General features: G+C 60.3%; 15 protein-coding genes. 7 read left to right on the forward strand and 8 right to left on the reverse strand.

Translation table 11 applies throughout. The annotated features are described in order from the left end of the window. Window position 1 precedes the first annotated feature (1 nt). Window positions 2-412, forward strand: a complete 411-nt coding sequence (gene rplL / locus ACVWZG_RS02050) for a 50S ribosomal protein L7/L12 (RefSeq protein ID WP_414350999.1) — start codon at window positions 2-4, stop codon at window positions 410-412. On the opposite strand, the gene ACVWZG_RS02055 is transcribed toward rplL, so the two are convergent. Next, window positions 405-1,562 (reverse strand): aromatic ring-hydroxylating dioxygenase subunit alpha, encoded by a 1,158-nt coding sequence (locus ACVWZG_RS02055; RefSeq protein ID WP_457405443.1) that lies wholly within the window; start codon window positions 1,560-1,562, stop codon window positions 405-407. The genes rplL and ACVWZG_RS02055 overlap by 8 nt on opposite strands. A gap of 263 nt (window positions 1,563-1,825) precedes the next feature. Between ACVWZG_RS02055 and ACVWZG_RS02060 the strand changes: the two genes are divergently transcribed. After that, entirely contained in the window at window positions 1,826-3,196 is a 1,371-nt protein-coding gene (locus ACVWZG_RS02060) for a TonB family protein (RefSeq protein WP_457405445.1), read from the forward strand. 84 nt (window positions 3,197-3,280) lie between these two features. On the opposite strand, the gene rpsU is transcribed toward ACVWZG_RS02060, so the two are convergent. Then, entirely contained in the window at window positions 3,281-3,466 is a 186-nt protein-coding gene (rpsU, locus tag ACVWZG_RS02065; protein ID WP_011432857.1) for a 30S ribosomal protein S21, read from the reverse strand. Between the two features lie 99 nt (window positions 3,467-3,565). After that, window positions 3,566-4,852, reverse strand: coding sequence for a trypsin-like serine protease (locus tag ACVWZG_RS02070; RefSeq protein ID WP_457405447.1), 1,287 nt, complete (start codon window positions 4,850-4,852; stop codon window positions 3,566-3,568). Between the two features lie 194 nt (window positions 4,853-5,046). Here ACVWZG_RS02070 and ACVWZG_RS02075 point away from each other — a divergent pair, with 194 nt between their 5' ends. The 5 genes from ACVWZG_RS02075 to ACVWZG_RS02095 all read left to right on the forward strand — a co-directional run bounded on the left by ACVWZG_RS02075 (window position 5,047) and on the right by ACVWZG_RS02095 (window position 10,806). Further along, a complete protein-coding gene (locus ACVWZG_RS02075; protein ID WP_414355822.1) occupies window positions 5,047-5,670 on the forward strand; it encodes a ParA family protein in 624 nt (207 codons plus the stop codon). After that, entirely contained in the window at window positions 5,667-5,960 is a 294-nt protein-coding gene (locus ACVWZG_RS02080; protein ID WP_457405450.1) for a hypothetical protein, read from the forward strand. Before ACVWZG_RS02075 ends, ACVWZG_RS02080 begins: the two co-directional genes overlap by 4 nt. A gap of 251 nt (window positions 5,961-6,211) precedes the next feature. Further along, on the forward strand, window positions 6,212-7,390 hold the full coding sequence (locus ACVWZG_RS02085) for a 1-deoxy-D-xylulose-5-phosphate reductoisomerase (protein WP_414329119.1): 1,179 nt from the start codon (window positions 6,212-6,214) through the stop codon (window positions 7,388-7,390). A 59-nt stretch (window positions 7,391-7,449) separates the two neighbouring features. Next, window positions 7,450-9,213, forward strand: coding sequence for an ABC transporter ATP-binding protein (locus tag ACVWZG_RS02090; protein ID WP_457405452.1), 1,764 nt, complete (start codon window positions 7,450-7,452; stop codon window positions 9,211-9,213). A 60-nt stretch (window positions 9,214-9,273) separates the two neighbouring features. Beyond that, entirely contained in the window at window positions 9,274-10,806 is a 1,533-nt protein-coding gene (locus ACVWZG_RS02095; RefSeq protein ID WP_457405454.1) for a UDP-N-acetylmuramoyl-L-alanyl-D-glutamate--2,6-diaminopimelate ligase, read from the forward strand. Between the two features lie 2 nt (window positions 10,807-10,808). On the opposite strand, the gene carA is transcribed toward ACVWZG_RS02095, so the two are convergent. The 5 genes from carA to hpsA form a co-directional block, all read right to left on the reverse strand. Then, window positions 10,809-11,996: a glutamine-hydrolyzing carbamoyl-phosphate synthase small subunit gene (gene carA, locus ACVWZG_RS02100; protein WP_457405457.1), complete on the reverse strand. Its 1,188-nt coding sequence runs from the start codon at window positions 11,994-11,996 to the stop codon at window positions 10,809-10,811. A 61-nt stretch (window positions 11,997-12,057) separates the two neighbouring features. Further along, window positions 12,058-12,600 (reverse strand): pilus assembly FimT family protein, encoded by a 543-nt coding sequence (locus ACVWZG_RS02105; protein WP_457405458.1) that lies wholly within the window; start codon window positions 12,598-12,600, stop codon window positions 12,058-12,060. Between the two features lie 40 nt (window positions 12,601-12,640). Beyond that, window positions 12,641-13,732 (reverse strand): PulJ/GspJ family protein, encoded by a 1,092-nt coding sequence (locus ACVWZG_RS02110; protein WP_457405460.1) that lies wholly within the window; start codon window positions 13,730-13,732, stop codon window positions 12,641-12,643. Between the two features lie 52 nt (window positions 13,733-13,784). Next, window positions 13,785-14,531, reverse strand: coding sequence for a prepilin-type N-terminal cleavage/methylation domain-containing protein (locus tag ACVWZG_RS02115; RefSeq protein WP_457405462.1), 747 nt, complete (start codon window positions 14,529-14,531; stop codon window positions 13,785-13,787). Between the two features lie 67 nt (window positions 14,532-14,598). After that, the gene (gene hpsA, locus ACVWZG_RS02120; protein WP_457405463.1) at window positions 14,599-22,173 is read right to left on the reverse strand and encodes a hormogonium polysaccharide biosynthesis protein HpsA; all 7,575 of its coding nucleotides are present in this window, start codon (window positions 22,171-22,173) and stop codon (window positions 14,599-14,601) included. Window positions 22,174-22,188: the final 15 nt, after the last annotated feature.

Below are 22,188 nucleotides of genomic sequence, written 5' to 3' on the forward strand. Positions count from 1 at the left end.
CATGTCTTCAGAGCGCGTTGCAAAGATTTTGGAAGAGTTGAAAGCCTTGAGCTTGCTGGAAGCTTCCGAGCTGGTGAAAGCCATCGAGGAAACCTTTGGCGTCAGTGCAGCAGCCCCAGCCGGCGGCATGGTCATGGCAGCTCCTGTGGCAGCGGCGGCGGCAGCTCCGGCGGCAGCCCCTGAGCCGGTGGAAGAGCAAACTGCCTTTGATGTCATCCTCGAGGCTGTGCCAGCCGACAAGAAGATCGCCATCCTCAAGGTGGTGCGCGAGTTGACCGGCTTGGGCCTGAAGGATGCCAAAGATCTCGTCGAGGCGGCTCCCAAGCCTGTCAAAGAAGGAGTTCCCAAGGAGGAAGCCAACGACATCAAGAAAAAGCTGGAAGAAGCCGGCGCCACCGTCAAGATCAAGTAGTTCCAGTTACGGGGAAAGCGCTTCTTTCTGGTCTAACGAGAAATCCAATCGAGACACTCAAACCCAAGAAGGGGGGCTGCTTCGGCCCCTCTTTTGGGATCACCCGGCCTGCTTCCATTGGCGTGAGTTCAGGATCCCTGCTCCGCCGCGCTTCCACCTCTCCGTGAGCTTTCAAGAGGGCAGCCAGCTTGCGACGCATGACGATGCTGGGTTTATCGGTAAACATGTGCTGCTCCGCCTTGATATCGAGGGGAACGTCATAGTCGGTGCTTTCCAGAACCCGTTGATCCTCAAGGGTCACCTGCCGATCGAAGGCGATGATACTCTCAGCACTCACCTCTGCTTCCGAATCGTTGCGTAAACAGAATTGCACCACCTGCGAGGTTTGGTCGTCGATGGGGGTAGCCGCTGTGAAAATGATGTGGATGAGGCCGTTGGGGTAGGTGATTTTGAGCTTGCGACCAAAAGGCATAAACCAGGTGCCCTCCAGGATACGCACTGTGCGATCCTCTGACATCCGCAAGTTTTGCTTCTGCAAGTCACTGTTGAACACCGGCAAAACAGAGGTGGCCCGAAGGCCATATTCCAGTTCTTCAAGGCTGTCCAGATCTGGGGGTACAGGCTCGGAGATCACCCCAAAGCTCTGGTGATGGACGAAGTGGGGATGGGCATTGTCAAAGGAGTTTTCCATCAGGCGCAGGCCGGCGCATTTCCAGACCTCATAGAACTGATGAATTTGGCGAAACCGGGGATCCGCCACCTCTGAGATCTCGGGAATATCGGTCAAGGGATCCGCCAATGCCACCCAAACATAGCCATAGCGCTCTTGGCAGCGAAACCCCTCCACCTTGTAGGTGCGAGGGATGAAGTTGTCTGTAAGTTGGGGTACCTTCACACAGGTGCCAGAGCCGTCAAATTCCCAGCCGTGATAGGGGCAGCGGATGTGGCCATTGCAGACGACCCCCTTGGAGAGTTGAGCGGAGCGATGGCAGCAACGATCCAAGACGGCGCAAGGCTGCCCCAACTCATTGAGCCAAAGCACCAGAGGAGTCTTCAGCAGCGTGAAAGCTTGTGGGCCGGTTTCCAGGGCCGACATCGGGATCACAGGGTACCAAAACCGCCTCAGGACAGGTTGCTGGGTAACAAGCATAAACCCGCTCCACAAGTCTTGTTCGAAGGATCATGAGCCAGCTTTTCGTGAGCCCAGGTGACTCAAAGCATTGCCCTCAGCAAAAAGAGTAGGCGTCGAAATACCCGAAGTCCGTATAAGCCAACACAGCTTTGCCCTGCCACAGCGGTCGCGTTTGGACATCGACAACTCCCCCTCTATCCAGAGATGGGCTATTGATTGAGGGAAGTAGAGAAGTGTCAGTGGGCTTCTGTTGGCATGTGGCTGTGGGGAGAGGTGGAAAGGTGCAAAACGAATTGAACCCCAACCGAGATCTCCGTAACACAGGGATCCCGGCCCAACCTACTGCAGAGTCCACCTCCCCCAAACCAGAACCGGCTGCTGAGAGCCAGGCAAATTGCTTGACAGACGGAGAGGTGGATCCAGAGCCCCGCCTCAGCCGTTCTCAACAAGAACGACAGCAGGAACGCCGCTCCTTACCTTGGCGCCTGGGGCTGGCCAACGTGCTCTCGGCAGGGTTGCATTTCATCGCGATGAGCTGGGTGGGTTGGCAGCCTAGGATCCGGGAAGAGGAGGAGATCCTCCCCTTTCAGTGGGTGGAGATGGCGGATGAGCCGCCCCCAGAGCCGCAGTGGATTGCGCCCGTCTCCGCCCGTGAGTCCGGTGTCTCTGAACCTCGGGATCACGTATCGGTGCGGCAGTCGCAAGTGGCCAATCCAGGTGAATGGGTAGAGGTCACTTCTGCAACGGCACAGCCTCTGCTCGCCTCAGCCGCAGGGAGTCCTGTCCCTGAGATCCTTTCTCCGCCGACAAGGGAGCTTGAGATGCCCCAACCCAACCGCGACTCTGCCTCTCCTCAGCAGCAGCCAAAGGCCAGGTTAGAAAATCTGTCAGCGGGTTTAGCAGCTCTGGAGCAGGCAGTTGCCGATCACAATTGGGCGGAGGCGCTACATCTGACGGAAGAATGGCTGGATCACTGGCCTCTGTCCTCTCCACAGCGCCAGCAACTGCAGGACTATCGTCAGCATCTGCAAAGCCTACTGGCTACCTCCTCGGCAGCAGCAGTGGAGACCAAATCGGCTCAGATCTCTCCTGCTCAATCCCTCAAGCCTCAACCCGAAAGAGCAGCAAGTTCTCCTGAGGTTTTGCCACAACCCTACCTGTCGGCTCCAGCGGATCCGCATCCAACTTTGCCCTCTGCAGAGCTGATCGCAGCCCTGTCGGAAGAGCCTTCTCCCACCTTGCCTCCAACTTTTCCGACCGGATCCCACAGCTCCAGCCTTGGTCGCACCAGTGGGATCGAGTCCTCTCAGGCAGGCCCACCCAGCCTAAATGCCACCGCCGATCCGGATTGGGGAGACTACTTGGCTCAATTTCAAGAAAGGGTTCGCCAACACTGGATGGTACGGCGGGCATCCGGATCCTACGTAACAGTGGTGCAGGTGCGTCTGGATCGACAGGGATCCCTGCGGGAATTGCGCCTGCAAACCCCCTCAGAAGATCCCCTGTTGGATGCAGCCGTGCTCAGTGCCATCCAGCGCTCAGCCCCCTTTGCTCCTTTGCCCGAGAGCTATGTTGGCGAAGAACTGATGCTGGAAATTAACGTGTTGAGCGGATCCTTGCAGGCTGGCTCAACCCAGAATCCGAGAAACTAGCTCGGATCCTCAGGCAGGGCTACAAGCCCTTCTCGGAGAAGTTCGGATTTCAATCCCAGGTGGGTTCCGAGTGTCGGCAATGGCCTAGGCCATAGATTTGCGGCGGTTCCGCCGGACGGCTACCGCTTTGCGCTTGCGCTTTTCTAGGTTGGTTTCAAAGTGCCGATGGTTGCGCAAGTCCCGTAAAATGCCCGCCTTAGAAACCTGACGCTTGAAGCGACGCAGCGCAGATTCGATCCCTTCGTTTTCGCCAATCGTCACTTGGGTCATAAGCAAGACATCTCCTCCGTCAATCAAATGGGTTTGGTTACAACAGGGATCCCTATCCTAAACCATCTCCGCCCCGCTGCTTGCTGCTACAGTTCCTATTCACTGTAGCCGGCTGCCAAAGTTGAGCCCCGCAACCACCTCACCTTCCCTCAAATTGACAACGAGTGAAGCAGTTGTCCCGGTGGGGGGTGGAGGGGAGGGTGGTGCTGGAGTTGGGCTGGGGGCACTGCCGATTACCGATTGCACAAAACCGGCGAAGCTAGACACCCGCGTATACACCCCATAGAAATTGGGCTGGGCGCAGCCGATGCCAAAACTGGTGATTCCGGCCAGGGCAAAACCCGTGCCACTGGACACAATCAAAGGCCCACCGCTATCAGCCTGACACGTATCGACTCCTCCCTGGGGAAAGCCGGCGCAGAGCATAGTATCCAAAATGGTGCCATTGTAGGATTGGGGCGCGTTGCACACCGCATTGGAGACGATGGGAACGGTGGCCTGCTGCAAATCTCGGGGAAAGCCGCTGGGTTCTTGATCCAGGGCGCGGGGGAAGGTGGCTCCCCAGCCGAGGATGGTGGCGGCAGTGCCGGGGGCTGTCAGGTTGGTTTGGTTGGGCTGCACCAGTGGCAGGGTGGCCAGAGCCACTGGCCGAGAAAGGCGCACCAGGGCAATGTCGTTCCCCCCAAGTTTCCCCACCTGGGGGTTGTAGCCGGGGTTGAGGACAATTTGCGCGGCGCGAATGCGTTGGCCGGCACCGATTTGCAAGCGGTTGGTACCCAACAGCAGATCCAGATTTTGGGCACTCACTACCTGCTTGCCTTGATCGTCGAAAAAGCAGTGGGCAGCGGTGAGCACCCACTCCGGTGCGATCAGGGATCCGCCGCAAAACTGCGCTCGAAAGGGATCCGGCTCAGCCGCGTTCAGCAAGGCCACCATCCAGGGAAAGGCCCCTTCGGGAGCAGGTCTGCCGCCCACAATCCGCTCCAGCCCCAAGCCTGAGCGCGGCGTGGTGAAGATTCGCCCTGGGGGCAAAAGGGCGGTGACGCGGTAGGTGCCAGGGGGCAAGTTGGAGAAGCGGAAGTTGCCGCCGCCGTCGCTGACGGTGCTGGGCTCCCCCGGGTCGAGGCGGCCATTGCCGTTTAAGTCCAAAAAGGTGGCGATGCCCGGCAGCCCCGGCTCCCCCGGATCCCGCAGCCCATTGCCGTTGAGATCGTCGAAATGGGATCCCTCAATTCGTCCTGTGGGAGGGGCCGAGACTGGGGGAAGCAGGCGACTGGAACCGCCACCGCCACAGGCGCTTATGCTCAGGGCCAGACACAACCCCAGCGGAATAGACCAAGAGCGAGCCAAGCCCAAGGAGGAATGGGATCGCGAGAGATGAGGCATGGTCAGATTCTCCAAAGCCAGCCGGTTATGCCAGCCAAGGATATCCTACCGGCGAAGCCTAAGGATTGCGCAACCGGGAGAACTTCTCCCCGCGGCCGGCTCTCCCGAGTTGCCCCAAGACCCCAATGCCCACTTTTGCCTCTTGCCGCCCGTGCACCTGGGCAGTAAAACCAGGGTGGGAGGGTGTGTGGCAGATGAATATCGCGGTCTTGGGGTTCAAAGGGGGCGTGGGCAAAACCACCACGGCGGTACACCTGGCCCTCTACCTTCAGCAAAAACAAGGGGCAGCCCCTTTGGGTGGGTCGGGGATGGCCCTGTTGATCGACGCCGATCCCAATCGCTCGGCCTCTCGCTGGGCAGAACGGGGATCATCCTTTCCTATCAAGGTATTGGCCGGGGATCCCACCACTCCCACGCCCACAGGCTTTCAGCACACGGTGATCGACACTCCTGCCCGTCCCACCCCGGAACAGTTACACGCTCTGGCGCAGCGGTGTGATCTGCTGCTTTTGCCCTGTTCCCCGGATGCCTTGGCTCTAGATGCCTTGATGCTGACCGCCAAGGCCCTAGACCGGTTGGGGGCAAAGCACTACAAGGTCTTGCTGACGCTGGTTCCCCCCTGGCCCAACCGAGATGGAGCGGAGGCCCGCAACTTTCTCAAGCAAGTCGGGATTCCTCTCTGCCACCATTCCATTCGCCGCACGGTGGCTTTTCAACGGGCTGCTCTGGAGGGGGTCTGTGTTCACGAGATCCCAGAGCCGAGAGCCAAACAAGCTTGGTCAGACTACGTTGCTGTGGGGGAGGAAATCTCGTCATGAGCAAGTTTGAGCGCCTTCTCGACCGGCAGCCAGAGGGGATCCCGGCCCGACCCGCCCCGAAAAAGCTGAGCGCCCAAGCCTACAAGATTCCAGAACCCAAGCCGACCCTCGAGCAACCGGAAGCAGGCGCCAAGCCCAACAGCTCTGAGTACGTCAAATTGACGGCCTACATCCCCAAAGAGACTCACCGAGCCGTGAAGCGCCTTCTGTTGGAGTCGGATCAAGATCTCTCAGAGTTAGTCGAGGCGCTGCTCAGCCAGTGGCTGCGTTCTCAGTCGGGAAAGGTTTGAAACCAAAATCTGGGGAAGGGGGGCATCGCGGACCCCACAGCCGCATAGGATCCCGCTGTCGGGGATCGGAGGGAGCACACAGATTCCAGATCAGAACCAGATAAGAATAAGATGAAGGGGCGTGAGGCAGGGATCCCCGAACGCGAGGTGGGGCCGTTCGCAATAGCGGGACGGAGTCCTTGGGCAAGTTGCGCGAGGGGAAGTCTGCGTTGGGAGGACGTCACGCTCTTTCAGGGGTAAAGGGATCCTTTATGCAAGCCATCACCTTGCTCGGCTCCACCGGCTCGATTGGCACCCAAACTCTGGACTTGGTGGCCCAGTATCCAGAGCGTTTTCAGGTTGTTGGCCTGACCAGCTACAGCAACGTTGCCCTCTTGGCCGAGCAGGTGCGGCGGTTTCGGCCCCAGATGGTTGCCATTGGCCGGGAGGAGCTGCTGCCGGAGCTGCGGTCGCTGCTGACGGGGATCCGACCGCTGCCGGAGTTGGTGGCCGGAACGGAGGGGCTGTGTCAGGTGGCGGCTCACCCGGCGGCCCAGCGGGTGGTGACGGGGATCGTCGGCTGCGCCGGTTTGTTGCCAACCCTGGCGGCCATCCGTGCCGGCAAAGACATTGCCCTGGCCAACAAAGAAACCCTGGTGGCAGGGGGGCCGGTGGTGCTGCCCTTGGTGCGGCAGTACGGGGTGAACCTGATCCCCGTCGACTCTGAGCATTCGGCCATTTTCCAGTGTTTACAGGGGGTGCCCGCGGGATCCCTGCGAAGAATCCTGTTGACTGCCTCGGGGGGGGCCTTTCGGGATTGGCCTGCCGAAAAACTGGATCAGGTCACTCTGGCCGATGCCCTCAAGCATCCCAATTGGGTGATGGGGCGCAAAATCACCATCGACTCGGCTACCCTAATGAACAAGGGCCTGGAGGTGATCGAGGCCCACTGGCTCTTCGGCCTGGACTACGACCACATCGACATCCTCATCCACCCGCAGAGCATTGTCCACTCCCTGATCGAGCTGGCCGATACCTCGGTTCTGGCCCAGTTGGGCTGGCCGGACATGCACCTGCCCATCCTCTACGGCCTCAGTTGGCCGGAACGCCTGGCCACCCCCTGGGATCCCCTCGATTTGGTCAAGCTGGGATCCCTCACCTTTAAGGCTCCGGATCACCGCAAGTACCCCTGCATGGAGTTGGCCTATGCCGCTGGACGGAGGGGGGGAACGCTGCCGGCAGTGTTGAATGCGGCCAACGAAGCGGCGGTGGCCCTGTTCTTGCAGGAGCGCATCCGTTTTTTGGATATTCCCCGTCTCTTGGAGCGGGTTTGTGAGCGGCATCAAGTCATTGCCGATCCCAGCCTGGAGGACATTTTGCAGGCAGATGCCTGGGCACGGCGGGAAACGGCGCAACTGGCCCAGCAAGCCCCAGCTCAGGTTCTGGTCTGATCCCTACCGGGGGGATCCGGCTGAACGCTAGAGTGGAAGAGGATGCAGGGAGCAAGTGAGTGACCGGATCCCATCTCCGACAATTGGCCCATTATCTGCGCCCCTATCGACGACAGGTGGGGTTGGGCATTGGATCCCTGCTCCTGGTCAATGGCCTGGGGGTGTTCCTGCCCTGGTACGTCAAGCTGGTCATCGATGACCTCAGCCAGAACCTGGCCACTTTGTCGGACCGGCGCATTGCCCTTTACGCCTTGACGGTGCTGGTCGTCTCCAGCCTGATGATGGGCATTCGCATTGCCTCGCGGGTGTGGATGTTTGGGGTGGGACGGCAGGTGGAGTTTCACCTCAAGCAAGCCATCTTCGAGCATTTGCTCACCCTGCAGCCTTCCTACTTTGCCCAGCAGACCATCGGGGACATTCTCACCTGCATCACCAGCGATGTGGAAAACATCCGCCGCCTGTTGGGGTTCGCCCTGCTCAGTTTGGCCAACACGATCTTCGCCTATGCCACCACTCTGCCTGCCATGTTTGGCATCGAGCCCCGTCTGAGCACCTTGGCGCTGTCGGTGTTTCCGGTGATGTTGGTGCTGGTGAAGTTGAGCAGCAACCGCCTGCAGCAGGAGCAGCTCCAGGTGCAGCAGGAGTTGGCGGATCTGAGCGATCTCATTCAAGAGGACCTGAACGGCATTGCCCTGATCAAGGTGTACAGCCAGGAACAGCACGAGCAGCGGGAGTTTCGCCGCCAGAACCAGCGGCTGCTGCAGGCCAATTTACGCTTAGCCCTCACCCGCAACTTGCTCTTCCCCTCTTTGGTGGCGCTGGTCAGCCTCAGTTTGTTGCTACTGCTGGCGGTGGGGGGGCCGCAGATTGCGGCAGGGACGCTGACCATCGGGGATTTTTCGGCCCTCACCCTCTATGTGGAACGGTTGGTATTTCCCACCGCCCTGCTGGGCTTCACCATCACGGCCTACCAGCGGGGGCAGGTCAGCTTGGAGCGGATCGATGCTCTGTTGGGGGTAGAACCCACCATCCGAGACGCCCCAGGCGCTTTGCCGTTGCCTCTGGAAAAGGTGCAAGGCCGCATCGAGGCCAGAGGTCTCGCGTTTGCCTTCGCCGGCCCTGCGGCAGCTCCGGCTCTAGAGGATTTGTACTTTTGCATAGAACCGGGCCAGATGGTGGCGGTGGTGGGGCCGATTGGGGCGGGCAAGTCCACTCTGGCCAATGCCCTTCCTCGGCTGCTGGAGATCCAGCCGGGGCAACTGTTTTTGGATGGGCAGGATATCACCCAGATTCAACTGGGATCCCTGCGCCGGGCCATCGCCTATGTGCCCCAGGAGAGCTTCCTGTTCAGCGCCACGGTTCGGGACAACATCCGCTACGGCAAGCCGGATGCCGAAGATTGGGAGGTGGAATGGGTGGCCAAAGCCGCCCACATCCACGCCGAGATCCTCAACTTTCCCAAGGGCTACGACACTCTGGTGGGAGAGCGGGGCATTACCCTCTCCGGTGGCCAGCGACAGCGGGTGGCCTTGGCCCGGGCTTTGCTGGTGGATGCTCCCATCTTGATCCTGGATGACTCTCTCTCCAGCGTGGACAATCAGACGGCTCAGGCCATTCTTCGCCATCTGCGTCGGGTCACGGCCCAGAAAACGGTGATTCTCATCACCCATCGCCTTACGGCTGCGGTGGAAGCCGATCAGATTTGGGTGATGGACAGGGGCCGCCTTGTGCAGAAGGGATCCCATGCCGAATTGCTGGCGGACGAGAAGGGCCTCTACGCTTCTCTGTGGGCCAAGCAAAAGCTGGAGGAAGCCCTGGCCTAATTTGACGGCGGCAATCCCTGGCCGCTACCCTAACCGGCAAAGCTGTGGGGAGTGGCAACGATGGAAACTGCTGGGATCACTTTGTCCAAATTGCTCCACCAAGCTGGGATCCAGCCTCAATTGGCCCAGGGATCCTTGGAGGGGGTGCAAGTTTGGAGCCTGTGTGCCGACTCCCGCCAGGTGCAGGCCGGGGATCTCTTTCTGGGGATGCCGGGATCCCGCGTGGATGGAGGTAGCTTCGTGGCCCAAGCCCTGGCGGCAGGGGCAGTGGCGGCCCTCATTTCCCAAGAGGCGTGGGAGAGCGTCAGCGGAGAGGCTGGATGGGGAAGTCAGCCCGTCCTGGTTTTGCCTCGCGCCAGCCTGAACAGGGCCGTGGCCCAGGTGGCGGCAGCTTTCTATGGGTTTCCCGCCCGCCAACTGACCTTGGTGGGGGTGACGGGCACCAACGGCAAAACCACCACCACCCATCTCATTGAACATTTGGTGCAGGCTGCCGGTCGCTCCACCGCTTTGCTGGGCACTCTGTACAACCGCTGGCCGGGCCACAGCGAAGTTGCTCCCCACACCACCCTTTTTCCGCCTGAACTGCAGCGCAGCCTCAGGGAAGCCCAGAGAGCCGGGGCGGAGGTGGCGGTGATGGAGGTGAGCTCCCATGCTCTCGCTCAAGATCGGGTGTGGGGATGTTCCTTTGCCGCTGCCGTCTGGACCAACCTCACCCAGGATCACCTGGACTTTCACCAGACGCTGGAGAACTACTGGCAGGCCAAGGCCACCCTCTTCCGACAGGAATATCTCCAAGGGCGGGCGGTGATCAACGCCGACGATGCTGGGGGACGGCGGCTCTTGCAAGCCATTCGGCCCGATCTGCAGCCCTGGGCCTACTCGCTGCAGCCTCTGGAAGGGATCCCCGGCCTCTGGCCCAGCAACGTTCAATTGCACCCCAACGGCTTACAGGCGACGCTCCACACCCCCTCTGGCGCCTTTGCCGTGGCAGCCCCCCTGGTGGGATCCTTCAACCTGGCCAACCTGCTGGCGGCGGTGGGGGTAGCCCTGCACTTGGGGATCCCTGTCGAGATCATCCAGTCGGCCCTGCCCCACTTTCCGGGCGTACCGGGGCGGATGGAGCGGGTGACCCTGCCGGGGCAGGATATCGCGGTAGTTGTGGACTACGCCCACACCCCCGACGGCCTGGAAAACCTGCTCAAGGCCCTGCGATCCCAGGTGCAAGGGCAACTTATCTGCGTCTTTGGCTGTGGCGGGGATCGGGATCGGGGCAAACGACCGCAGATGGGCCGCATTGCCGCCACCTGGGCCGATCAGGTGATCGTTACCTCCGACAACCCCCGCACCGAAGATCCCCAGCAGATCCTACGGGATATTTTGGCCGGGATCCCTGGATCCCCCAGGGCGGTGGAGGTGGATCGGCGGCAGGCCATTCGCCTGGCCATCCTCGAAGCGCGGCCAGGGGATACAGTGGTGATCGCCGGCAAAGGCCATGAGGACTACCAGATCCTGGGCACCGAGAAGATTCACTTCGACGACCGAGAAGAAGCCCGCGCCGCCCTGGCCCTGAGGGAAAAAAGCCGGGGGTGAGGCTAACGGGAGCGGTGCTGCAGCATCAGCTCCACGAACTCGCGGAAGAGGTGATCGGCGTCGTGGGGGCCGGGGCTGGCTTCCGGGTGATACTGCACGGAAAACAGGGGCAGGTGACGGTGGCGGATCCCGGCTACGGTGTGGTCATTCAAGTTGAGGTAGCTGATCGTGACCTCATCGGCGGGGATCGAGTCGGCATCCACCGCAAATCCGTGGTTCTGGCTGGTGATCTCCACTTGCTTCTCCAACCCGCAAGGGTGGTTGAGGCCGCGGTGGCCAAACTTGAGCTTGTAGGTGGATCCCCCTAGGGCCAAACTGAGAATCTGATGGCCCAGGCAGATCCCAAATAGGGGCTTCCCGGTTTGCAGCAGCGCTTGCGTGGTGCGGATGGCAGTCGTCTCAGCGGCGGGATCCCCTGGCCCATTGGAGAGGAAGATCCCATCGGGGTTGTAACTCAAAATCTGCTCCGGGCTGGCATTGGCCGGCAACACCATCACCCGACAGCCATAGCGGGTAAGGCGGCGCAGAATGTTGCGCTTAACGCCGAAATCCAAGGCCACCACCCGCAGGGGCGGCTCCGGCACTGGGATCCCTTGGCTGCGGCCATAGTCCCAATCGGCAGGCGTAGGCTCCAGCCACTCGTAGGGTTGGGGAGTAGTAACTTCCGCCACCAAGCTCAACCCCTGCATGGAAGGAGCCTGGCGCACCCGCTCCAACAAAACCTGGGGATCCAAAGTCTCCGTGGAAAGGGCCCCGTTCATCACCCCCTGGGAGCGCAGCCGCCGCGCCAAAGCCCGCGTGTCCACCCCGGCAATGGCCGGGATCCCATATCGTTGCAGGTATTCGGGGAGGGTGGATATAGCCCGCCAGGAGCTGGCCAAGCGCGATACATTGCGGGCAATCACCCCCGCGACTTGGGGCCGAGCCGATTCTTCGTCCAGCTCATTGACTCCGGTGTTTCCCAGCTCCGGACAGGTGAAGGTAACCATCTGCCCCCGGTAGCTAGGGTCGGTGATCACCTCCTGGTAGCCGGTCATGCCCGTGTTAAACACCACCTCGCCCACCGCCGTGCCCGGCGCCCCAAAAGACCAACCGGCAAAGGAAGCACCATCCGCCAGCATCAGCAGGGCAGGCTGACGAGATTGCCAAGGAAAGGTTTTTTCCTGAAGGATTGGGGAAGAAGGGGCCATGCGCTACCCAAAAACATCGGCCTGACCATCCTACCCTCTTTCAAGAAGGTTGCAAGCCTGGCTAGTCTTCTGCATCTGTTCTACTTGCACAAGCCGGGTCGTTGTCCTTGCGGATAGTGCCTATCAAGGTGCTCACCACCACGCAGCGGTTTTCTCCCTGAGAGTAGGTGCTGCTGACTACAAAGCGACCCAGTTGACGGGCCTTGCCATCGGATTCAAAAACCGCCCTTCCGTCATTGAAGGTGTTGGCTACAGTTACAAAATTGTTCAGGCGTAGCCGCTGACAGGGGGTAGGTTCATCGCAGAGGCCCTCCTCATCCTGGATAACCAGAGTCGGCACGTTTGGCTCTGAATTGTCCACCCCCACCACCCAAGCGCGGCCCAGGAGAGAGGCTCTGGCGTTAGTGCGGGCAGTGCGCAAGGCTCGCTCCACCCTGTTCTGCGCATCCTCAAGCTGGATCCGCGCCCAGATGTTGATCCCAGAGGGAACGGACAGCACAGCCAAGATGCCGATGATGACAATAACCGCCAAGACTTCTATCAGCGTAAAGCCCCTTGTCTGGGCAGGTGCAATCCGTCTAAATCGGCTCACTGAGGCCAGCATAGGCAGGGATCCCCCCTCCGAATAAGTCACATAGGCTTGACTAGGCTTGACGATTAAACACACCACGGGCCAACACCCGAGTTTGCATTGTCGTCAGATACCGCGACACCTGCTCCGCATCAACGCTGGTGGCATCTTGGATGTAGCGCCGGAACAGGCCGGGATTGGCTCGCTCCATGGCAGTTGCCGTGATGGTAACAATCACATCTTGGGGAAGGCTGGCGTCGGTACTGCGCCGAACGCAAACATGGAAGCCCACGTCGTTTTGATTGACCTCTAGGCCTGAGAAAGTGACTCCGTCGGGCCTGCCCCCTCCAAAGGCATAGCCCTGTGGGCAATTCGGGGCAACCTGCGGGCTGTCCTGCCGGCTGCTGAAGATGTTGGAGACCAGAGTTACCAGTCGATTACCTTGATTGCCTGCCCCAGCAATGGGAGTTTGGCGAGCCCTAGCTTGCTCAGAGGGCCAAACCAGAAAGCCTTCCCGGAAGGGATCCGGATCCTCGACAAAAAATCGGCTGCGCTCAGTGCATGTGTCATTAAGAGGTTGCAACTCAAACCTAGCAATGCGCGCGTTGCCCTCCCAAGGGGTGTTGCCGTCTGGGTTACCGGCGTTGTTGTAGTTACGTTGCAAGTAGTACACAACCAAGGTGTAAATGTTACGGCGGCTGCGGATGTTATCCCAGTCAGCTTCGGAAATACCCGTAGGTCTCTCCCTCAAAGTTACTCGGCCTTCTCGAATTTGTTGCAACGTCGGAGGGCCTTGATAGCAATCGCGTGGGATCGGATTCAGCTTCCAAAAGGCGACCACTGGAATGGCCCCATCGGGGCGGCGAATCCAGCCGGGGGTGTAAAGCCTTTGAATGAGATCTGGCGTTCCGTCTCCGTTGGGCTGTTCCGCATCGTTGTAGATGTAAAGCGCTTCTGCCAGATCCTGCTGGATATGCTGCATGGCCTGGGTCAGCTCTGCCTGCACCTGGGTGCGCCCTGTCTCTTCCCGATCCAGCCGCATCGTCTCGATGACAATCATCGCGGTGGCCAGGAGAAAGATGGAGGCAACCAGCAGTGAGACCAACAGCTCAATGAGGGTAAACCCCGCACTCTTGTAAACCCTGTGGCGAAAAACCTTGAACATAGGAAAACACCACCTTTTTTTGCAAACCCCCAGTGGGAGCTTACCCGTCACTTTACGAAGAGGTAGGACTTGGGCTGGGCAGCGGGAAGGCATTGCAGTTGTTGGTCGGTGTTCCACCCCTGGCTTGAACGTCGGCCAAAACGGCGCGGCAAACATCTCCCAAGTTGGCAGCAGGGTTAACTTCTACAAAGGAGGTGGCTAGTGGAAAGAGCCAGACATTGGCATTGGCCAAGTTCTGGTTAGCCGAAACCACCTCCGCCCTCAAGCCAGGCAGCGCTCGGCGAGTGTTTGGATCAAAAGAAAAGCGGTGGTAAACCCTCACACCCATGCGAAAGCTGCAGGGCACCCCCTGAATGACCCTGCTTTCACGGCGGTCGATGCAAGGTGCCCCTGCGTCGCGGAAGGTTTGGATGACGTATTCTTCGGGGTTACGCCCCGGCACTTGAACCCGAGCCACGCGAATGGAATAGTTGTTCCCCTCTGTGTCCATGTTGGTGGGAGGTGGGGTATTTGCCAGCGGGTTGGCTCCCACCCTGGGCAGACGGGCCAGTTGATCCTGAAAAGCGCGAGGGTTGGCAGCCAGCTCGATATCCACCAGAGTGCGGATGCGGTCTACCTCTTCCTGGGCTAGGCGGTTGGCCAGCTCCACCCGCTCGCTCATGGCGCGCCGGTAAGCAATTACCGCGAGGGTAGGGGCCAGGGCGGCCATGGCCAGGGCCACGAGGACGACCGAAGCCAAGACTTCAATGAGGGTGAAACCCTCCGCTTGGTGTTGCTGCCAAAGCCGCCACTTGTTCATGGATCCCTCCCTCTTCTGCCCCTACCCTAAATCTGCCCCTGACCGGCCAGGTCAATATCAGTTAAAATCAGTTAAACTCCTCGCAGCCACCAATCCGGGCAGACGGATCCAACTGCACACCCGGCTGATTCTGGAGTGCGCAGCGCAGCCGCCGCACATACGGATCCTGAGGATCCAACTCCCGCAAGAACTCAGTGCGGGCATTGGAGGGGAATTGGAAGCGAGCCGACACCGCGCTGGGACGACGGGCAATTTGCAGACCCACGTCGTAGCCAAAGCGGCGGTTGGGTGGGTAGTAGTAGTCGTAACCGCGCACGAAGGTTGGATCGGCTACCAGATCGGGTGGCTCAAAGCTGTGCTGCAGGAAGGGGCCGGTAGCATAGGTGCTGTAGTTGAGCTGGATCATCGAGCCGCTGAAGAAGAGGTCGGTATTTCTCCACAGCTCGTTGAGGCGCAGGAAGTTGTGCATGCCCCCGCCCGTCTGATTCAGCCGAGACGGGATCACACCGCTGATGGCAATGGCATTTACCCGCGTTTCCCTGGCCGGCTGGAGCTGCCGGTTTTGGGTGCCGTTGTCGTTGCGGCGGCGCTGGTTCACATCGGTTGAAGCCAGCTCCTGGAAGCTCGGGATGGGAATGGGCCGACGGGTCACCTCGTCCAGGATCACCCCCAGCACGGGGTTGCTGCCGGCAAAGCCAGTGGGAGTCTTGTTCAGGTCCAGGGTGAACGGCTCCACATCCACCCAGACCAGGCCATCGCCATCGCCGCCGTTACGGTCGATCTGAACCTGGATGGTGTTGCCGTTGGGCTTGACGTAGAAGCAGAGGCCATTGCGAATATCTTCACTGCCCTTGTGGTTAATGTAGTATCCGTCCGCATACTTGGACGCGGGAGTGTAGGCTTGGGTCGCGGCGCTTTTGTTGACGCGGGCGTAAGGGTTGAGCGCCATCTGGGGTTGGATCTCTAGCTCTGGCCGATCCGGCAAGTCTAACCCAAACAGTGGATCCCGCTCCAAAACATTTGAAGGCTCCTCCGGATCCCAAATGCCATTCTTGTTGAGATCCTCGAAGGTAGGATCGGCACCTTTAGGAGAGGTACGCAGAGTGCTGGGGCGGCTGTCACCGGTGTAGGCGGTGTACTTGAAGCGGTCGTTGAAGTTGGGGCGAAACACCCCCGGTACCCAGAAGCCACCGTCGGTGGGAGTGACCTTTTCTTCTGAGTCACAGCGAACAGTTCCATTGGGATTGAGCAATCGCCGCCGCAGTTGCCGCGCCCAGTCGTCGGTGCCTAGGCTAAGAGTTCCGGAAATCGGAGAAGCACCACTCTCGGCAGGGCGAATGCCGGGTTCTTTGCTGGGGTTGGCGATCTGGCTGGAGAGCAAATTGCCTCTCAGTCCGGCGCGGGCAGCATAGGCGGGCTCACCAAACATCCAATTGAAGGCCGCCTGCAGAGCCTCGGCAGGGTTGGGCCACTTGGGCGGCTTGGGCACTCCCGCCTTCACCTCCAGCACCGGCGAGAGCTGCGGCTCCAGAGCAATGGTCACGCCTTCAGTAGAAGCCTTGGCCACCGTGTTCACGCCGATCGTCTCCGGCTCTGGATCGGCTTGGATTTCGTGGACAGGGCGCAGATCCACCGTGTTGGGCTTGGCCGCCATCCACTCGCCGAAGGGGCTCTTGCCGGGAGCCTCAGGGGCAAAGGTACCTGGCCCACAGGGCTTGCCGGTACAGGTAATCGTCTGGCTCTCGGTTTTGTTGGCCGGACAGGTGGGGCTGTTATTGGGGCCTTTGGTGCCAGTACGGGTTTGGTTGAGCGGCTGGCTAGTGCCGCAGGCAATGGTAAGACTGCTACAGTCAGGAGTCCAAGGCCCAAAGGTGTAGTCATTGCAAATGGCCGGGCAGGTGACCGTTTGGGTTTCTATAGTAGTGGTGGTTCCGCAGCTCGACGTGCAGGTCTTGGTGCGGGTTTGGGTCACTCGCAGGCCGCCGTTGGCCACCGTACACTGAGGAGTCCAGCCTGTGTAGGTGCAGGTAGCCCCCGGAGGCTGGCAGGTGATGGTTTGGCGTTCAGTTTCGACAAAGGGGCTTTGGCTGCGACAGAGCGGGGTTACTGTGCGGGTGCGGGTTTGGGTGATGCTGGTGCCGCTACACTGCTGCTGCTGGGTACACTGAGGCGTCCAATCTGACCAAGGCCCGTAGTTGTACTGAGGGTAGCAGGTGATCGTCCGAGTTTGCGGTGTTGGCGGAGTGCCAGGGCAACCGGCAGGCAAGGTGGCAGTTCTGGTTTGTTTAATAGTGGTTTGCTGACAGATGTTGGGGTCACATGCAGGAGTCCAGTCTCCCCATTTGGGATCGCAGTTGAGGGGGGTTGCGCAGGAGCGCTGATAGGGATCTTTATTCCTATCGAGCTCGCTACCCTTGATTGGATCCGGCTGGCAAGGCTTGTTGACCGGCGGCAGCGGCTTCAGGTACCGCAGGTCGTAGTCTTCCCACTCGCTGCCATCGCGGGTAGCAAAGCGTAGCCGGGCGTTGCCGGTATTTTCGTAAGTTTGGATCTCTATTAAGTAGGGCGAGGGCTGGCTTGGATCCGCGCACTCCAGCTCCAATCGCAGGGCAACCTCGTTGGCGCCGCCATCTTGCCAGGCTTCGGCCCCTGCTGCGTTTGGCCCTAGGTTGAGGGGAGTTCCGTTCCAAACTCCGCGGTTCTCGAAAGTGGCATCGGAGCCGTCCCGCCGCCGAATGATCAGCCGCACGCCGTCGTCGCCCTCGAAAATGCGGTAGGTCTGCAGGCCCGGCCAACGCGGATACAGCTCCCCTACCCAGCGCACCGCGAAAAAGTCGTTGCCGTTGCTGTTGCCATTCGGCCCTGAGCCGCTTCTACGCCGCCAGCAGGAACGCTGGAAGTTGAACTGGTTGGGGTTGTTGAATACGAGCTCGCTAGTTCCTTCTCCGTTGGGGAGGAGCCTGTATCCAATGCGAGGGTTGCCGACAGGCTTATAGGAATAGCCGATATCATCCGCATCGATGGGCGCGTTCGGCAGGCCGTTGTTGCCGTCCGGCTCTCCGCAACTGGGCATCCAGAACCAGTCGCCGCGATCCCGCCGATCAGGACTGGGATCAGGCGGGTTGAAAGGTGGCCGAGGCTCCCAAAGATTCGGCGGCGAGAGAATCGGCACCGACAGGCGGCAAAGGGGCTGCAGGATGGTGAGGGGTGGCTGAAAAATAGTATCAATCAGCGTGGCGTTGCAAGCAGGGGTGCTATTATACAGCCGCCGCTTAAAGGGAGAGTTGGAATTCAGATCGTTGCTCCTGCCGAACCGGTACTGGAAGCCGCCCCACCAGGGGAAACCAGGGCCGCTGCGGGCAAAGCTGCTCGGATTGACGGTGCCATCCGCATTACTGATAGCATCGCGCACGCAGGCCCAGCGCTGCCCACCGCTCCCATTTGGATTACACGTGGGCGCACTGCTGGTGTAGCGGTTGTTGTACTGGCCGATGGCGTCCGGCATCGGTTCCTGGTCGACGGGGGGGAATATCGGATCCGGCCAGCGCACCGCCCGCAGGTAGGGCAGGTTGTCCCTTTTAGCCTCTTCGGCCAGGGGGCCTACGGCTCCGCTGGTGGCAAACCCTGTGTCGGGTTTGTACCGGTTCTGCGGGCTGCTCAGCCAGCCGTTGTAGTACTCGGCCAGCAACCCAGAGCCGCCGGGATCCGGGCAGGGTCCCAGCGGAGCCACCAGCAGCCAGCGGGAGGTATCCAGCACCGGGTTGCCCAAAGCCGAAATGCGGGTGCCGAAGTTGGCATAGCCCACATCGGGTGCCCGCAAGGGCCGCACTGCCGGCACGCCACCGCCCGCCGTTCTGTCATCGTTATTGGGATCCGAATCGGCGTTGTTGAAGGGAGCCAGAATGGTGTCGCGGGCAAACACATCCGGCCAACCCGGCTGGTTGGTATTGTCACCCAGGTTCTGGGCCCCGTTGGTGTTGTCAAAGCGCAGAACGCCAGCACCAGCGCTATTCGGATCCGGAGCCGGCCAGTTGTTGCCTCGGATCACCAGCGCTTGGTTGAGGAAGGAGGTGTTGAATCCCAGGTTATCCCTGTCCTTCTCACCCCTGAGACAGCCGTAGTAATCCCACCGCCGAGGGGCTGATGCCCGCCCACCGTTGTAGTCCTGCCCGGGGTTGTAGTTAACGCCGCCGCCATTGAGGGTGCCATCCTGGACAAAGGCATCATCAATGCTGCCATCGCAGAAATCGGCAGAGAGGATGTTCACCGAGTCGCCCAACACGTCGCTCGGCCGCCAGAGATCCTCCGCCGCCCGGGCAAAGCGCCGGTCTTCCCGGTCTTCATTGGATCCGGATCGCCGCCGCCCGTAGAAGTTGCTGTAAAGACCGTCTGCTCCGAAGGCAAGGCGAGTGGTAAACTCCTCCAGGGGCTCGCCGCTCTTCGTCTGATGCAGGTTAAAGTCCCCTTGGATATAAACGGGGTTGTCGGAAATGAAGGAGAGGCCAAAAATCGCGTCATCAGGGTTGAACCCACCCCGGGCCAGCACCGCCCCGTTGCGCAGCCGGAAGCCGTAGGGCCGCCGATCCGGATCGGCATAGTAGTCCACCGGTTTGGGGCTGAGTCCACCTGGATTGGAAACAGGGGGATCCCAGACCGTTTGACCATTCGCCGTGCCGCGACCTGGCTGACCAGCGTTCATGATGCCGGCGCTGCCCAGCGTGCCACGGGCGTTTGCCGCTCGCCAAGCTTCTTGATAGGCAGCAAAAGTGCCCAAGGGCGGGCGGGCAATGGCATCCTCCCGTACCGCATCTTCCCGGAAGGCGTAGAAAATGCCACCCTCGCGGCCTTCTTGCACACCGGCAGGCAGCCAAGTATCTCGCCAAGTATCTCCGTTGATCAACCCGTTGGCCTGTCCGTTGACGTTGTTGGTCAGCAGGGCCAGGTCGATGTTGAGGGTCCGCACCGCCATTGCCTCGCGGCCATCGTAAAAGACAGAATCTTTAAAGGGCACGCGGTAGCACTGGTTGCCAATCCGAATGAGATCAAATTGGTTGCTGTTGGGGCCAGCAGCAGTGCAATTGGCTGGGGCATGGGGCAAAGCCCAGTTGCCAATTCCAGAACGGGGCTCCAGAGCAACCTCGTTTAAGTTGGTTACAGCCTGATAGCTGACTGTGCTCGGAAGGAAGGAGTAAGCGCTGCGCCGCTCCGTTTCCAGGGTATCCGTCTGGTTGAAACTGGTGGTCGGGAAGATGTAGCGCAGCGGCAGATAAAACCGATTGGCCGCCTCTCGATTCCCGGCACGGCTGGCTTGAATGTCGTTCCAGAGGGTTTGAGCCGCTGGATCCCCGGCATTGGCGGCCGCCTCAATGCGGAGCATGTTGTCGGCCAGCATGCCCAACATGCAGCCTGCCGTTTGCAGTGTCGATTGATCCGCCAAGCTGAGGTTTGTCGGGTTTTCAATGATTCGCCGCAGCTCCGAGAAGTTGCCAAAAGCCGTAATAAACGGATCCGGGTGAATGCGGCCCGCCTGTTGACGCGGCGGATAGGCCCCATCGGGATCGCCGGCAAAATTGGCCAGGTTGGTGAGGGCCGTCCACAAGGGGGTGCCCGAAGCTAGCCGAGCCTGCATCGGGGTTGGGTCATATTCCCAGACATTGGTGCCCTGCCCGGTGAAGAAGTTGATGCCCAATTGATTGGCTTGGTTGCCTGTGGGGAACGTGGAAGCCCGCTGCAAACTCCAGGGAGAGCCTGGGTGGGCTACCGTGGCCAGGCAAGCAATGGGGAAGCGCCCATCTCGGTGGCTGTAGTGGTAAACGGCAGTGGCCTGCACCGCCGCCGGGTTATCTCGCAGGGTTAGCCGTTGCCGCGCCTCGTTGCTGATGAAAATGGCCTGTAACTTGGTGGGATCGTTGGGATCCCCAGGCGGCACCAAAGGCAAAGGCAAAGAATCGGTGCGGGTTAGCTCCAGCCGCTGGCCCACGATCACCCGCAAGCCCTCCACACGGGCCCGCCGCTCCCAATAGCCATCCAAGCCCACCTCGGAAAGGGCGCCTGGGGGTGGGTTGTCCTCGGTCAAAGACTCATTCTGGTTGTTCCTGGCATTAGCAGGAATGGGATCACCGGCCCTAGCAGGACGATACCTTTCCGCAAAAGTGGGCACGTTGCAACCGTTCTGCGGGTCGGGCGTTACGGGTGGACGTTCGTAGCTGGCTTTGGGGCCAAAGCGGTTGTCGGCCCGATACACATCGTCCACGTAGGGCGGGCAGACTTGGTCTTCCGTTGACTGAAAGCCGCCTGCTTGAACTCGTCCTGGTGGGCCACTCTCTGAATTCCGCCTGACATTAATTGGAGAGACTGACCATCCCGCTGGATCCTGGGCGTAGGTTCCGCGGGTACGAATGCGGCCAAAAAGCTGTAGCTCCAGCGGATCCAGAGCTACCATTTCGGGGGCTGCCGAGTTCTGAACTGAATCGAAATTGAGGTTATTCAGGCGGGGAAGCGGCGTACTTGGCGGCACTTTCGCCACCTTAGGGTGGGCATCAAAGATCAATGTATCGCTCGCCTCCTGTCCGGCGTAGCCAATGGCCCCTGCCACCAACTCTCCGAAGGCGGTAATCTCGGAGTTTTCCGGCGGCATGTAGAAGCAAGACTGCTCCGAGCTGATGGTGAAAGCTCGGAACAAATTGTTGCTGGCGTAACGGAAAAAGAGGCTGCCCCCCGCGTAGATGGCACCGTTCCAGTTGTAGCCAGGAGTGAAGAAATACTCTAGGTCGCCGCGGCTGAAGGCTCCCCATTTGTTAAGCAGATCCCTCCGCCGATCCTGCTGAAATTGCAAAGCCGAAATGGCACGGGTGGTGGAGTCGGCACCCGCAATAGGCAAGGTGACGGCATAGACTTGAAAGGGCTTGTACAACGCAGAGCCAACCTGGAACCAATCCCCCACGTTGGGGTTGACCGTCTGTTCAGCCGGAGAATCGGTACACCCCGCCAAGGCCGAACCCTGCAGTGGCCCACTGCGGATCAGCAGCCGCCGCGCCCGCTCGGTATCCGTCAGGTTAGCCTCAAAGTCGTCGCCGGCAGCCCGACGGGTGTTCAGAATAGTATAAACCGTTACGGAGTCATTGATGCCATTGTTGTCGGTATCCGCCAAGAACCACCAAGCGGGCGCCTGAACCCGGACGTTCAAGTTTTGTCCCGGATTTTGCGGATCCTCCACCTGAATGTTGGTGGCGATCACGAACTGAGTTTCGTCGGGGAGGATGTAGGGCTCATCGGGATCCCGAGGAAGCAGACCCCCTGCCCCATCGTTGATGAGGGCTGCGGCAAATTGCGCATCCGTCGGGGCGCTGTTGGGCAGGCGGGGATCCCGAACTAGGTACTCGATCTTAGCTCTAGCCCGGTCAATGGCCGTATTCAGTTGCCGGCTGATGGTCAGCTCCGCTCGTTCCACCTGGGTTTGGATGCTGCGCTGAGTGGAGCGGGTCAGCAGCCCCACCGTCACCAAGCTCAAGACCAGCACGATCAAAATGGCAACCGGCAGGACGAAGCCCCGCTCTCGAATCTTGCGCCGATCCACCCGTGCTTTCAAAGAGGCGAGCAAGCGCAGGGTGAGCTTGAGCAGCAGCGTGGAAGGAGCAGACATACCGTATCTCGGACA

This window comes from Thermostichus sp. OS-CIW-33, assembly GCF_054059615.1.